Annotated in this window: 11 protein-coding genes; 7 read left to right on the top strand and 4 right to left on the bottom strand. The window is 73.4% G+C overall.

Annotation, left to right across the window (positions count from 1 at the left end; genetic code table 11):
- The first annotated feature begins 57 nt into the window (after positions 1 to 57).
- Positions 58 to 1056 (top strand): NAD-dependent epimerase/dehydratase family protein, encoded by a 999-nt coding sequence (locus SNOUR_RS18020; RefSeq protein WP_079143452.1) that lies wholly within the window; start codon positions 58 to 60, stop codon positions 1054 to 1056.
- A gap of 233 nt (positions 1057 to 1289) precedes the next feature.
- Here SNOUR_RS18020 and disA read toward each other — a convergent pair whose 3' ends face one another.
- Positions 1290 to 2411 (bottom strand): DNA integrity scanning diadenylate cyclase DisA, encoded by a 1122-nt coding sequence (gene disA, locus SNOUR_RS18015; RefSeq protein ID WP_067348330.1) that lies wholly within the window; start codon positions 2409 to 2411, stop codon positions 1290 to 1292.
- A gap of 132 nt (positions 2412 to 2543) precedes the next feature.
- Positions 2544 to 3956: a DNA repair protein RadA gene (gene radA / locus SNOUR_RS18010; protein ID WP_067348328.1), complete on the bottom strand. Its 1413-nt coding sequence runs from the start codon at positions 3954 to 3956 to the stop codon at positions 2544 to 2546.
- A 209-nt stretch (positions 3957 to 4165) separates the two neighbouring features.
- Here radA and SNOUR_RS18005 point away from each other — a divergent pair, with 209 nt between their 5' ends.
- The gene (locus SNOUR_RS18005) at positions 4166 to 5923 is read left to right on the top strand and encodes a BACON domain-containing protein (protein ID WP_067348326.1); all 1758 of its coding nucleotides are present in this window, start codon (positions 4166 to 4168) and stop codon (positions 5921 to 5923) included.
- A gap of 24 nt (positions 5924 to 5947) precedes the next feature.
- Here SNOUR_RS18005 and SNOUR_RS18000 read toward each other — a convergent pair whose 3' ends face one another.
- Positions 5948 to 6814, bottom strand: coding sequence for a DUF3109 family protein (locus SNOUR_RS18000; RefSeq protein ID WP_067348324.1), 867 nt, complete (start codon positions 6812 to 6814; stop codon positions 5948 to 5950).
- Positions 6815 to 6871: 57 nt separating this feature from the next.
- Here SNOUR_RS18000 and SNOUR_RS17995 point away from each other — a divergent pair, with 57 nt between their 5' ends.
- The 5 genes from SNOUR_RS17995 (at position 6872) to SNOUR_RS17975 (ending at position 13135) form a co-directional block, all read left to right on the top strand.
- Positions 6872 to 7798 carry a Ppx/GppA family phosphatase gene (locus tag SNOUR_RS17995; protein ID WP_067348321.1) on the top strand — a complete coding sequence of 309 codons (927 nt, stop codon included), beginning with the start codon at positions 6872 to 6874 and terminating at the stop codon, positions 7796 to 7798.
- 265 nt (positions 7799 to 8063) lie between these two features.
- Entirely contained in the window at positions 8064 to 8876 is an 813-nt protein-coding gene (locus tag SNOUR_RS17990; RefSeq protein ID WP_067348319.1) for a sugar phosphate isomerase/epimerase family protein, read from the top strand.
- Between the two features lie 196 nt (positions 8877 to 9072).
- Positions 9073 to 10923: a dihydroxy-acid dehydratase gene (gene ilvD, locus SNOUR_RS17985; protein WP_067358458.1), complete on the top strand. Its 1851-nt coding sequence runs from the start codon at positions 9073 to 9075 to the stop codon at positions 10921 to 10923.
- A 762-nt stretch (positions 10924 to 11685) separates the two neighbouring features.
- Positions 11686 to 12204, top strand: a complete 519-nt coding sequence (locus SNOUR_RS17980) for a toxin-antitoxin system HicB family antitoxin (protein ID WP_067348317.1) — start codon at positions 11686 to 11688, stop codon at positions 12202 to 12204.
- Positions 12205 to 12289: 85 nt separating this feature from the next.
- On the top strand, positions 12290 to 13135 hold the full coding sequence (locus tag SNOUR_RS17975; RefSeq protein WP_067348315.1) for a DUF4097 family beta strand repeat-containing protein: 846 nt from the start codon (positions 12290 to 12292) through the stop codon (positions 13133 to 13135).
- Positions 13136 to 13179: 44 nt separating this feature from the next.
- Here SNOUR_RS17975 and SNOUR_RS17970 read toward each other — a convergent pair whose 3' ends face one another.
- Positions 13180 to 13512, bottom strand: coding sequence for a WXG100 family type VII secretion target (locus SNOUR_RS17970; RefSeq protein ID WP_067348312.1), 333 nt, complete (start codon positions 13510 to 13512; stop codon positions 13180 to 13182).

The following is a 13512-nucleotide window of genomic DNA, read 5'->3' as shown; positions in this document are numbered from 1 at the left end:
TCCGCTCACAGCGTGCACCACTGGTGGCGGCCCGGCCGCTGGGGCACAGTCGCCGCCATGAGGCTACTGATTCTGGGCGGTACGGAGTTCGTGGGGCGGGCGCTGGCCGAGGCGGCGCTGGCCCGGAACTGGGACGTCACGGTCTTCCACCGGGGGCGGCACGCGGCGCCCGAGGGGGTCACCGTGCTGCACGGCGACCGGCTGGCGGAGGGCGGGCTGGCTGCCCTGGAGGGCGGCGCGTGGGACGCCGTCGTGGACACCTGGAGCGCCGCACCGGTGGCGGTCCGGGACGCGGCCCGCCTGCTGGCCGGCCGGGCGGGCGTCTACGCGTACATCTCCAGCGGCTCGGTCTACGCCTTCCCGCCCACCCGGCGGATCAGCGAGTCCGCGCCGGTGGTGGCGGGCGCCGACCCGGCCGCGACCGACGCCGACGACTACGCGCGCGCCAAGCGGGGCGGTGAACTCGCCGCCGTCGACGCGTTCGGGGAGGACCGGGCGCTGCTGGTCCGCGCGGGGCTGATCCTCGGCCCGTACGAGAACATCGGGCGGTTGCCGTGGTGGCTGAACCGGATCGCGCGCGGCGGCCCGGTCCTGGCGCCCGGCCCGCGTGATCTGCCTTTGCAGTACATCGACGCCCGCGACCTCGCGGAGTGGACCCTGGATGCCGTACGGGACGGGCGGTCCGGCGCGTACAGCCTGGTGAGCGAGTCGGGGCACGCCACCATGGGCGAGCTGCTGGAGAGCTGTGCGCGGGTCACCGGCTCGTCGGCCGAACTGCGGTGGACGGCGCCGGAGGACGTGCTGGCGGCGGGCATCGAGCCGTGGACGGAGCTGCCGATCTGGCTGCCGCTCGGCGAGCTGCACGACGCGATGCACGGCGGTGACGTCTCCAAGGCGCTGGCGGCGGGGCTGCGTTGCCGGCCGGTCGGTGAGACGGTGGCGGACACCTGGGAGTGGTTGCGCGGCATCGGCGGGGTGGCACCACAGCGCCCGGACCGGCCGGCCCTGGGGCTGCCGACGGAGAAGGAGACGGCGGTGCTGGGGCGGGAGGTGTAGGGGGCAGGGCCGTGGGGCCCGGGGCCCCACGGCGGAAACCTCCTAGGGCCTGTCCCATCGGTCAGGCCCTAGGACCTGTTCGATGGGTCATGGCCGGGTCCGCGGCGTCTGGCACGGCCCCTCGCCGCGTTGCCGAAACGCCCCGATAGCTCCGCTATCGAGCCGCTCCGGCGCCTTGCGATGCACCGCACCAGACGCCGCGGCCTTGCCGACCCTGACCCGTCGGACAGGCCCTAGACGTACCGCTCCAGGATCGACGACTCCGCCAGGCGGGAGAGGCCCTCGCGGACCGAGCGGGCGCGGGTCTCGCCGACGCCCTCGACCGCCTGGAGGTCGTCGACGCTGGCGGCGAGGAGCTTCTGCAGGCCGCCGAAGTGGTCGACCAGGCGGTCGATGACGGCGCCGGGGAGGCGGGGGACCTTCGCCAGCAGCCGGAAGCCGCGCGGCGAGACCGCCGAGTCCAGCGTCTCGGGCGAGCCGCTGTAGCCCAACGCGCGGGCCACTATGGGGAGTTCGAGCAGCTCGGTGTGGGTGAGGGCGTCCAGCTCGGCCAGTGCCTCGGCGACCGTGCGGGAGCGCTTGGCGGTGGGCTCGGGGACGTAGTCCCGGGCGACCAGTTCGCGCTCCGGTTCCACCCCGGCGATCAGCTCTTCGAGCTGGAGGGCCAGCAGGCGGCCGTCGGTGCCCAGTTCGACGACGTACTCGGCGATCTCGGTGGCGATCCGGCGGACCATCTCCAGGCGCTGGGCGACCGCGGAGACGTCGCGGACCGTGACCAGGTCCTCGATCTCCAGGGCGGAGAGGGTGCCGGCGACCTCGTCGAGGCGGAGCTTGTAGCGCTCCAGGGTGGCCAGCGCCTGATTGGCGCGGGAGAGGATCGCGGCGGACTCCTCCAGGACGCGGCGCTCGCCGTCCACGTAGAGCGCGATCAGGCGCATCGACTGGCTGACCGAGACCACCGGGAAGTTGGTCTGGATGGAGACCCGCTGGGCGGTGCGGTGGCGGGTGCCGGTCTCCTCGGTGGGGATCGAGGCGTCCGGCACCAGCTGGACCCCGGCCCGGAGGATCTTGGTGATGTCCTTGTCGAGGACCAGCGCGCCGTCGAGCTTGCACAGCTCGCGCAGGCGGGTCGCGGTGAACTCGACGTCGAGGACGAAGCCGCCGGAGCACATGGACTCGACGGTCTTGTCGAAGCCGAGGACGATCAGGCCGCCCGTATTGCCGCGGAGGATGCGCTCCAGGCCGTCCCGCAGGGCCGTACCGGGCGCGACGGCGCTCAGCGAGGCGCGCATCAGGCTCTCGGTGCCGGTCCCCGCGGACCTGCCGGGAGACGACGCCCGGTCGTTCGCTGCCACTGCACTCCTCCGTCGCATGGTCTGTCGGTCCGGGCCGCCCGGCCGGTGCCGCGGTGCGTACCACACGGAGAGTACCCAGGAGCTACGCAGCCGGCGGTGGGACGGCGGTGACGGCCGAGACCGGGGCAAAGTCTACCGGCGCGCTTCCTCCTCCCGCGGGGCCTCCCGCCGGACCCGCTTGGGCAGCACGGACAACGCCTGCCCGACGTCGGCGACCTCCATGACCCGCATCCCGTCGGGGATCTTGCCGGGGTCGGTGGGGACCAGGGCGTGCGTGAAGCCGAGCCGGGCGGCCTCCGACAGGCGGCGCTGGACGCCGGTGACCCGCCGGACCTCCCCGGCCAGCCCGACCTCGCCGATGGCGACGAGGTTCTTGGGCAGCGGGGTGTCGCTGGCGGCGCTGGCCAGCGCGAGGGCGACGGCGAGGTCGGCGGCCGGCTCGCTGAGCTTCACCCCGCCGACCGTGGCGCTGTAGATGTCGCGCTTGCCCAGGGCGCTGATCCGGCCGCGCTGCTCCAGGACGGCGAGCATCATCGAGACCCGGGAGGTCTCCAGGCCGGAGGTGGTGCGCCGGGGCGAGGGGATCTGGGAGTCGACGGTCAGCGCCTGGACCTCGGCGACCAGCGGGCGGCGGCCCTCCAGGGTGACCGTCAGGCACGTCCCGGGCACCGGCTCGGCGCGGCGGGTCAAGAAGAGGCCGGAGGGGTCGGCGAGGCCGGTGATGCCCTCGTCGTGCAGCTCGAAGCAGCCGACCTCGTCGGTGGTGCCGTAGCGGTTCTTCACGCCGCGGACGAGGCGGAGGCGGGCGTGCCGGTCGCCCTCGAAGTGGAGGACGACGTCGACCAGGTGCTCCAGGAGGCGGGGGCCGGCGATGGCGCCGTCCTTGGTGACGTGGCCGACCAGCAGGGTGGACATGCCGCGCTCCTTGGACGCCCGGATCAGGGCGCCGGCGACCTCGCGGACCTGGGCCATGCCGCCGGGGGCGCCGTCGATCTCCGGAGAGGCGACGGTCTGCACGGAGTCCAGGACGAGCAGCGAGGGCTTGACGCTGTCCAGATGGCCGAGGACGGCGGACAGGTCCGTCTCGGCGGCCAGATAGAGATCCTCGTCGAGGGCGCCGATGCGGTCGGCGCGCAGCCGGACCTGGCTGGCGGACTCCTCGCCGGTCACATAGAGCGTGCGGTGGTCGGCGGAGGCGGCCTTGGCGGCGACGTCCAGCAGGAGGGTGGACTTGCCGACGCCGGGCTCGCCGGCCAGCAGCACGACCGCGCCGGGGACCAGCCCGCCGCCCAGGACGCGGTCCAGCTCGGGCACGCCGGTCGAGCGGGCGGTGGCCTGCCTGCCGTCGACCTGGCCGATGGGCAGGGCGGCGGTGGTGACCCGGCCGGGCGCGGTGGTGCGCACCGCGGGGGCGCCGCCGAACTCCTCGACCGTGCCCCACGCCTGGCACTCCGGGCAGCGGCCGAGCCACTTGGCGGTGGTCCAGCCGCACTCGGTGCAGCGGTACGAGGGGCGATCCTTGGCCGACGATTTACGAGTTGCCATGCCGCCACCGTAGCGGCGGGGTGTGACAGCGGGCGTCCCCCCGAGCTCTCGACGAGCGGGGACCCCCACCGGGTGGCGTGCGCCGCGCGCGGTCGACGGGCATTTAGCAGATCCGTGTCCCCTTTTGAGGGAGATGGTCACCCGTAAGGGTTAAAAGTGACCCTGCTACACAGGAGCGGCTGCATCATCCGCCTACCGTCGCCGGGGTGATGAGCAGCAGGCCCGAGCACCCTACGCACACCACCGGCGCACTCCGGTCGCGCACCGCCGCGCCGCGCCGGCACCGGACGCAGACCGACGGGCGGCCCACCCGCCCCGAGCACCAGGACCGCTACGAGCCCCATCTGGACGGGCTGTTCACCTACTGCCTGTCCGTGCTGTGCGAGCACGACACGGCAGCTGTGGTCCTCGGCGAGACCCTGGCGCTCGCCGAGCGCCAGTACGGCCGCCGCCCCGGCGACCCGGCACTCTTCCGCCCCTGGCTCTATGCACTGGCCCGTTGGGCGTGCCTGCGCCGGCTCGCCGAGCAGGCCGCCCCGGACGCGATCGGCCCGCCCGACTCCGGGCGCACACCGGCCCGGCAGCGGGAACTGGCCGCACTGGCCTGGCCGGAGGCGGCCGGCACCACGCCCGAGCAGCGCGAGGTGCTGGAGCTGTCGGTCCGGCACCGGCTGGCGCCGGAGGAGATCGCCGCGGTGACCGGGGCCGACCCGGCCGCCACCCGCACACTGCTGGCCGCCGCCTCCTGCGAGGTGGAGCGGACCCGGGCGGCGCTGGCGGTGGTCGAGTTCGGGCGATGTCCGGACGTGGCCCGGTTGGCCGGGGACGGTCAGATGCTGTTGGGCGCGGCGCTCCGCCGGGAGTTGGTGCGCCACGTCGACGACTGTGCGGAGTGCCGCCGGACCGCCGAGCGGGCCACCGCCGCCGGGCCCTGGCCGGGCACCGCACCGGCCGAGCAGGGCGGGCTGCCGCTGGTCACCGCGGACCGGGCGGCGATCTGCGCGGCGCTGGTGGCGGCCGGGACGTCCCGGTCGGGGCGGGCCGAGGGCGTGCCCGGGGCCGCCCTCGCCACGGCCGGCCGGAGCGGTGGAGCAAACGGTTCTCCACGCTATGACCGCAAGGGCTTCCCGGTCGCCCCCACGGACCGCTCCGCCCGTCGCCGGCGGCTGCGCAACCGCGCGCTGACCACCACCGTCGTGGCGACCGTGCTGGCGGCGCCGGTGCTCGCGCTGTGGGCGGCGTACCGCGGCGCCCCGGAGACCGGCGAGACGGACGTCATGCCGACCGTGGCGGCCAACGCGGTGGGGGCGATGCCGGGCGACAAGCTCGACGGCCGTCCCTACGAGAACGCGGGCAACACCCGGTCGCGGTATCCGCGCCCCGAGCTCCCGCTCGACGACGAGGCACCGGACGTCTCGGTCGCGGTGCTGGGCGCGGACGACGGCCCGACGCCGCCCGGCGGACAGGAGGAGAAGGGCCCGGGCCGGCTGACGATCGACGCGCAGCCGGTCGAGGACACCACGGTCGTCACGATCCGCGCCTCCGGCGGCACCCCGGTGCGCTGGCGGGCGGCGGCCGACGCGCCCTGGCTCCAGCTGAGCCACACCGCCGGGCAGTTGGAGCCGGGGCAGGTCGCGAGGATCACGGTCTCGGTGGACCACGACCGGGAGCCCGACGGGAACTGGCGGTCCGCGATCGCCATCGAGCCCGGCGGTCGCGTCGTCACCCTGAAGGGGCACGGGGCGACCGAGCCCGCTCCCGGGCCGGGCCGGCCCTCGTCGGGCACCGTGCGCCCGCGGCCCAGCCACCCGGCGCCGCAGCCGTCGCCGCGGCCCACCAGGCCCGCCCCGACGCCACCGGCGCCGTCCCCGACGCCCACGCACCCCGGACCGACCGGGACCCCGGCGCCGACCACGGGACCCACCCCGCCGCCGACGCCGAAGCACACCACCCGCCCGCCGGACTGACCCGGCGGGCCGCCGCGCCGCCGACTACGTCGCGTCGGCGGCCCGCGGCTTCGGGTCGGCCGGGTGCGGCGCCAGCGGCAGCTCCGAGGCCAGCCGCTGCTCGCACAGCTCGACGAGCTTGGCGTAGCCGGCCTTGCCCATCAGCTCGGTCAGCTCCGGCCTGTAGGTGACGTAGACCGGGTCGCCGGCGCCGTGCGCGGAGGTCGCGGAGGTGCACCACCAGTGCAGGTCGTGGCCGCCGGGGCCCCAGCCGCGGCGGTCGTACTCGCCGATGGTGACCTGGAGGATCTGGGTGTCGTCCGGCCGGTCGATCCAGTCGTAGGTGCGCCGGACCGGCAGCTGCCAGCAGACGTCCGGCTTGGTCTCCAGCGGCTCGCGGCCCTCGCGGAGCGCGAGGATGTGCAGCGAGCAGCCGGCGCCGCCCTGGAAGCCGGGGCGGTTCTGGAAGATGCAGGAGCCCTGCCAGCGGCGGGTCTGCCGCTCGCCGTCCTCGTCCTCCTCGATCCACCCGGTGTCGGTGCCGACGTCGTGGAACTGCCACAGGTCGGGGGTGAGCCGCGCCACGTGCCGCGCGACCCGCTCCTCGTCCTCCTCGTCGGAGAAGTGCGCGCCCAGCGTGCAGCAGCCGTCGTCCGCGCGGCCGGCCTGGATGCCCTGGCAGCCGCTGCCGAAGATGCAGGTCCAGCGGGAGGTCAGCCAGGTCAGGTCGCAGCGGAAGAGCTGTTCGTCGTCGCCCGGGTCGGGGAAGGTGACCCAGGCGCGGGCGAAGTCGAGGCCGACCTCGTCGGCCGTGGCCCCGTCGCCGGACTGCGCGGCCGCGGCGGCCTTGGCGCGCCGCTTTTCTTCCTTCTTCAGGGCTTTTTCGTGCTTCGCCTGTTTCGTCTTTGCCACGGGTCCAGCGTACGGCCGGCACCGAGTGTGCCCTGTCGCGGCAGTAGGTTTCCACGTATGAGACTCGGTGTCCTCGATGTGGGTTCGAATACCGTCCACCTCCTGGTGGTGGACGCACACCCCGGCGCGCGCCCGTTGCCCGCCTACTCGCACAAGGCGGAACTGCGCCTGGCCGAACTCCTCGACGAGGGCGGCGCCATAAACGAGGCCGGCGTCCACCGCCTGGTGCTCACCATCCGGGAGGCGATGCAGGTCGCCGAGGACAAGGGCGTGGAGGACGTGCTCCCGTTCGCCACCTCCGCGATCCGCGAGGCCACCAACGGCGAGGAGGTGCTGCGCCACCTCACCGAGGAGACCGGGGTCACCCTCCAGGTCCTCTCCGGCGAGGACGAGGCGCGGCTGACCTTCCTGGCCGCCCGCCGCTGGCTGGGCTGGTCGGCCGGCCGGCTGCTCGTCCTGGACATCGGCGGCGGCTCGCTGGAGATCGCCTACGGCCTCGACGAGGACCCGGACGTGGCGGTCTCGCTGCCGTACGGCGCGGGCCGGCTGACCGGCGCCGACCTGCGGGCCGACCCGCCGGACCCGGAGGACATCCGGGCGCTGCGCCGTCGGGTGCGCGCCGGGATCGCCCGCACGGTCAGCGACTTCGCCCGGCACGGCACCCCCGACCAGGTGGTCGGGACGTCCAAGACCTTCAAGCAGCTGGCCCGGATCGCGGGCGCGGCGCGCTCCGCGGAGGGGCTGTACGTCCAGCGCGAGCTGTCCCGCAAGAAGCTGGAGGAGTGGGTGCCGCGGCTGGCCCAGATGAGCTCCCGGGAGCGGTCCGGGCTCCCGGGGGTGTCCGAGGGGCGCTCGCGGCAGCTGCTGGCGGGGGCGCTGGTGGCCGAGGCGACGATGGACCTGTTCGGGGTGGAGACCTTGGAGATCTGTCCCTGGGCGCTGCGGGAAGGGGTCATCCTGCGGCGGTTGGACCATCTTCCGTAGGCGGCTGCCCCGCCTCTGCGACGGGGGGACGGCCGCGCGGGCCCGTCCCCCGCGGCGGCGCGGCCGGGCGCGCCCCGGAGCGTGCGGGTGCGCCCGGCCTGCCCGAATGCGGTGGAGATCACATCGTGCGCCGTGGAGCCGGGGCGCCACAGGCGTTGCACGGGGCCTCGTGCGTCACAGGCGTCCCGTCGGGTCGCCGTGGCGGTTCTCACGTCCTGCCCCGTGCCGGTTTCCGGCCCGTACGCTGTCCCTCGTGACAGAGCCAGTGGTGCGCATCCCCGATGCGAAGGTCGCGCTGTCCACGGCTTCGGTCTATCCGGAGTCGACGGCGACGGCCTTCGAGATCGCCGCGCGCCTGGGCTACGACGGCGTCGAGGTCATGGTGTGGACCGACCCGGTCAGCCAGGACATAGAGGCGCTGCGCCGGCTCTCGGACTACCACGGCGTGCCGGTGCTGGCCGTCCACGCGCCCTGCCTGCTGATCACCCAACGGGTCTGGTCCACCGACCCGTGGGTCAAGCTCCAGCGCGCCCGCGTCGCGGCCGAGAAGCTCGGCGCCTCCACGGTCGTGGTGCACCCGCCGTTCCGCTGGCAACGCAACTACGCACGGGAGTTCGTCCGCGGCATCTGGCGGATGGAGGGCGAGACCGACGTCCGGTTCGCGGTGGAGAACATGTACCCCTGGCGCTACCGCGACCGCGAGATGCTCGCCTACGCCCCCGACTGGGACCCCACCAACGACGACTACCGGCACTTCACCGTCGACCTCTCGCACACCGCCACCGCCCGCCACGACGCGCTGGCGATGGTGGAGCGGATGGGCGACCGGCTGGCCCACGTCCACCTCGCGGACGGCAACGGCTCCGCCAAGGACGAGCACCTGGTGCCGGGCCGCGGCAGCCAGCCCTGCGCGGAGCTGCTGGAGCGGCTGGCGACCACCGGGTTCGACGGTCACGTGGTGGTCGAGGTCAACACCCGCCGGGCGATGTCCGCAGCCGAACGCGAGGCCGACCTGGCCGAGGCACTGGCCTTCACCCGCCTCCACCTGGCGTCCCCGACCTGGGTCCCCGGCAAGTAGCCGACCGCCCCGCCGGGTGCCGCGCCGTGGCACCGCCCGTCCGCACTCCGGTCGGTCATCTCACATACCGGAGTCGGTGTCCGGATCTTGGATCAAGAGCGTAATCTCGGGATCAGCTGCTGTATGGCCTGCCGTACCTGCTGTGCCTGTTGTATGGCGCCGCGCCGTACGTCCGTATCCCGAGGGAGTGACCATCGTGCCCGAGCTGAGGTCCCGCACCGTTACCCATGGCCGCAACATGGCGGGCGCCCGCGCCCTTATGCGGGCCTCGGGCGTAGCGAGCGAGGACATCGGCAAGCCGATCGTCGCGGTCGCCAACTCCTTCACCGAGTTCGTGCCCGGCCACACCCACCTCGCCCCGGTCGGCCGGATCGTCTCCGACGCCATCCGTGCCGCCGGCGCCGTCCCCCGCGAGTTCAACACCATCGCGGTCGACGACGGCATCGCGATGGGCCACGGCGGCATGCTGTACTCGCTGCCGTCCCGCGACCTGATCGCGGACTCGGTCGAGTACATGGTCGAGGCGCACTGTGCCGACGCGCTGATCTGCATCTCCAACTGCGACAAGATCACCCCCGGCATGCTGATGGCCGCGCTGCGCCTCAACATCCCGGTGGTCTTCGTCTCCGGCGGCCCGATGGAGGCCGGCCAGGCCACCCTCGTCGACGGCACGGTCCGCAAGCTCGACCTGATCGACGCGATGGTGGACGCCTCCAACGACAGCGTCTCCGACGCGGACGTCTTGCGCATCGAGGAGAACGCCTGCCCCACCTGCGGCTCCTGTTCCGGCATGTTCACCGCCAACTCCATGAACTGCCTGACCGAGGCCATCGGCTTGAGCCTCCCCGGCAACGGCTCGGTCCTCGCCACCCACACCGCCCGCCGCGCCCTCTACGAGAACGCCGGCCGCACGGTCGTCGAGATCACCAAGCGCTACTACGAGGACGGCGACGAGTCCGTCCTGCCGCGCAACATCGCCACCCGCGACGCCTTCGAGAACGCCATGGCCCTGGACATCGCCATGGGCGGCTCGACCAACACGATCCTGCACCTGCTGGCCGCCGCCCAGGAGGCCGGTCTGGACTACGACCTCAGGGACATCGACGCGGTCTCCCGCCGCGTCCCGTGCCTGGCCAAGGTCGCCCCGAACATCGCCCCCGGCGGCACGTACTACATGGAGGACGTGCACCGCGCCGGCGGCATCCCCGCCATCCTCGGCGAGCTGTACCGCGGCGGCATGCTCAGCGAGGACGTCCACTCCGTCCACGCCACCACCCTCGCCGAGTGGCTCAAGACCTGGGACGTGCGCGGCGGTTCGCCGTCCGCCGAGGCCGTCGAGCTGTGGCACGCCGCCCCCGGCTGCAAGCGCTCGGCCACCGCCTTCTCCCAGTCCGAGCGCTGGGAGACCCTGGACGTGGACGCCGCCGGCGGCTGCATCCGCTCCGTCGAGCACGCCTACTCCAAGGACGGCGGCCTGGCCGTCCTCAAGGGCAACATCGCCCTCGACGGGTGCGTGGTGAAGACCGCCGGCGTCGACGAGTCCATCTGGACCTTCGAGGGTCCCGCCGTCGTCTGCGAGTCCCAGGACGAGGCCGTCGAGAAGATCCTCGACAAGCAGGTCAAGGAGGGCGACGTCGTCGTCATCCGCTACGAGGGACCCAAGGGCGGCCCGGGCATGCAGGAGATGCTCTACCCGACCTCGTTCCTGAAGGGCCGCGGCCTGGGCAAGACGTGCGCCCTGGTCACCGACGGCCGGTTCTCCGGCGGCACGTCCGGCCTCTCCATCGGCCACGCCTCCCCCGAGGCGGCCTCCGGCGGCACCATCGCCCTCGTCGAGGACGGCGACCGCATCCGCATCGACATCCCCAACCGCTCGATCGAACTCCTCGTCGGCGAGGAGGAGTTGGCCGCCCGCCGGGAGGCCCTCGGCGGCGTCTACGCGCCGAAGAACCGCGACCGCAAGGTCTCCGCGGCCCTGCGCGCCTACGCGGCCATGGCCACCAGTGCGGACAAGGGCGCGGTGCGCGACGTGAGCAAGCTGGGCTGAGCCCGGCCGACCGGCCGGGAGCGTCACGCGGCGCCCTTCCCCCGCGGCGAACACCCCCGATAGTCTCCCCTCTCCCGAGGAGGGGGGAGCAGAAGGCGTGAACTGTCCGGAATATGGCGCGATGATGCGGAGTCAAGGTTCACAGAACGTGTGCCCTAATTGTGGTCATACCCAGTGAGATACTGAGGGCATGATGGCTGACGAACCTGGTCCTGCCGAGCCTGGTCCTGCCGACGCGTTGGCAGTGGTGACGTCGCACGTCTGCGAGTGCGGTGCCGTCGTCGAGGGGCTGCACGGCAGGTGGGCGTGCACGGCCTGCGGGCGCGTATCGCCGTATCTGGAGCCGCCGCAAGGATGGCAGGCGGAGCCCGGTTACGCGGACTGGAAGTGAGAGCGGCGACGGTTTCCCGCCGAGACGGGAGCCGTCGCCCGGCCGTTGTGGCCGTCGACCCGCCAACTCGCCCCGGGTGAAAGCCGTGACGAACGACCCCCAGGTCGCCGCTCCGAAGGGGAGCGCCGGACCGTGGGGGTTTTGCTGTTGCGGACGTGTGGGCGGGGTGTCGAGTGGTGCCATGTGGCGTCACGTGGCGCCATTGCGTGCCGCTGCGTGCCATCGAGTGCGTGTGGGCGCACGTGGCGCCGCGGTGACTCAGGCTGATTTCTTTGCGTTTTCCCAGGTCAGGGCGATTGTCTTGAGGGGTGACCCATGTCCGGCGCCGCTTGGGCTTGCCCATGACGCCATCATGGTGCCATGATGGCGTCATGGACCTCACCCCGTATGTCGACACTCTCCGCCGTGAACTCGCGGTGGCCGCCGAAGCCGGCGGGGAAGACGCCCGTGAGATGGCCGAGCGACTCACCGCTCCTCTGGAGTCGGCGACCCGCCTGACCATGCTCAACGTGCTCTCCGCCGCGATGGACGAGATCACCCGTGAACTCGCCCCCGGCTCGGTCGACGTACGGCTGCGCGGGCTGGACCCCGACTTCGTGGTGACGCCGCCGCCCACCGGCGGCGGCCCCGCGGAAGCCGCCGCCCTGCCCGTCGAACCACTCAGGGCGCAGGCGCCCGCCGACGGCGACGAGGGCGGCACCGCCCGCGTCAATCTGCGGCTGCCGGCCCATCTCAAGGCGCGCGCCGAGGAGGCCGCGAGCCGCGAGGGCCTGTCGGTCAACGCATGGCTGGTGCGGGCCGTTTCGGCCGCGGTCTCCGGCGGCACGCAGCCGCGGGCGACGCAGCAGACCCAGACCATGGGACAGAGCTTCACGGGCTGGGTGCGCTAGCCGCGCCCAGCCCCGCACCACTTCTTTTCCCACACCACGTCCCACCAGCAGGGACGCTCCCAGGACCCAAGAGGACGGTACAGCCATGCCTTCTTTCGACACCTCCGGACCGATCGCCGTCACCGCCCACGTGGAGGCCGGCTCCATCCGCTTCACCGCGGGCGACCGCCCCGACGCGGTCGTCGAGGTGCGGCCCCGCGACCCCGAGCAGGACCGGGACGTGCGGTCGGCCGAGCAGACCGAGGTCACCTATGCGGGCGGCACCCTGACCGTCCGGACCCCCAGGCTGCGCAATTCGCTGCGCCGCCCCGGCACCGTCGATGTGACGGTCGAACTGCCCGCGGGCTCGCGTGTCGACATGACCGGCGCCTGGGCCCAGGTGCTCGGTGAGGGTCGGCTCGGCGAGGTCCGCGTGAAGACCTCGTCCGGCGACGTCCGCCTCGACGCGACCGGACCGCTGCAACTGACCGCGTCGCACGGCTCGATCGCGGTGGACCGCGTCGAGGGCCTGGCCGAGATCACCACCAGCACCGGCAGCCTGCGCGTCGGCGCCGTCGACGGCCCCGCCGTCCTGAAGAACTCGCACGGCACGACGACCGTCGGCGCCGTGACCGGCGACCTGAAGGTGAAGAACGCCACCGGCGACATCGACATCGCGCGCGCCGAGGGCTCGGTCGCCGCCACCACCGCCCACGGCACCCTGCGGGTCGCCGAAGTCGCCCGCGGCACCGTCCAGTTGGAGACCTCCTACGGTGCCATCGAGGTCGGCATCCGCGAGGGCACGGCCGCCTGGCTCGACGTCAGCGCCGGCTCCGGGCAGGTGCGCAACATGCTCGCCGCGTCCGACGCCCCGGAGGGGTCCGAGGACACCGTCGAGGTCCGCGCCCGGACCCGGCACGGCAACATCGACATCCTGCGCGCCCGGGTCTGAGCGCCCGCCGGGAACTCCGCCGACAGCATGATGTCATGATCGCGTCAAAACTTCCGGGTCCGGTCGTCGACCTCCTGGAGGGCGTCGGCGGTGTGGTCCAACTGCTCGGCGACGGCGGCCAGGTGCGGCAGGGCCTTCTCCGCCTTCGCTCTGGTGCGGTTCCAGCGGGCGTGGAAGCCGTCGGCCGCCGCGCCGGTCCAGTTGTCGCCGAGGCGGGCGACCTCCCGGTCCCGGGCCTCGATGGTGCTCTTCAGGTCGTGGGCCATGCGCCGCCATACGTCGGCGCAGGCCCGTAGGGCGGACGGATCCGCGCCGGGGGCGAACACGTCGAAGCCCGTCTCGATCCGCGTCATGTGTTCCTGCGGGTGGTCGGCCAT

The organism is Streptomyces noursei ATCC 11455, assembly GCF_001704275.1.
Classification (GTDB): domain Bacteria; phylum Actinomycetota; class Actinomycetes; order Streptomycetales; family Streptomycetaceae; genus Streptomyces; species Streptomyces noursei.
Note: the sequence above shows the minus strand (reverse complement) of the source record. Positions and strands in the feature narration are given on the sequence as shown.

Bases quoted from the DNA above. Each gene is read 5' to 3' on its own strand.
- SNOUR_RS18020 (WP_079143452.1), top strand. From the start codon at position 58: ATGAGGCTACTGATTCTGGGCGGTACGGAGTTCGTGGGGCGGGCGCTG.
- radA (WP_067348328.1), bottom strand. From the start codon at position 3,956: ATGGCAACTCGTAAATCGTCGGCCAAGGATCGCCCCTCGTACCGCTGC.
- SNOUR_RS18005 (WP_067348326.1), top strand. From the start codon at position 4,166: ATGAGCAGCAGGCCCGAGCACCCTACGCACACCACCGGCGCACTCCGG.
- SNOUR_RS17995 (WP_067348321.1), top strand. From the start codon at position 6,872: ATGAGACTCGGTGTCCTCGATGTGGGTTCGAATACCGTCCACCTCCTG.
- SNOUR_RS17980 (WP_067348317.1), top strand. From the start codon at position 11,686: ATGGACCTCACCCCGTATGTCGACACTCTCCGCCGTGAACTCGCGGTG.
- SNOUR_RS17975 (WP_067348315.1), top strand. From the start codon at position 12,290: ATGCCTTCTTTCGACACCTCCGGACCGATCGCCGTCACCGCCCACGTG.
- SNOUR_RS17970 (WP_067348312.1), bottom strand. From the start codon at position 13,512: ATGGCCGACCACCCGCAGGAACACATGACGCGGATCGAGACGGGCTTC.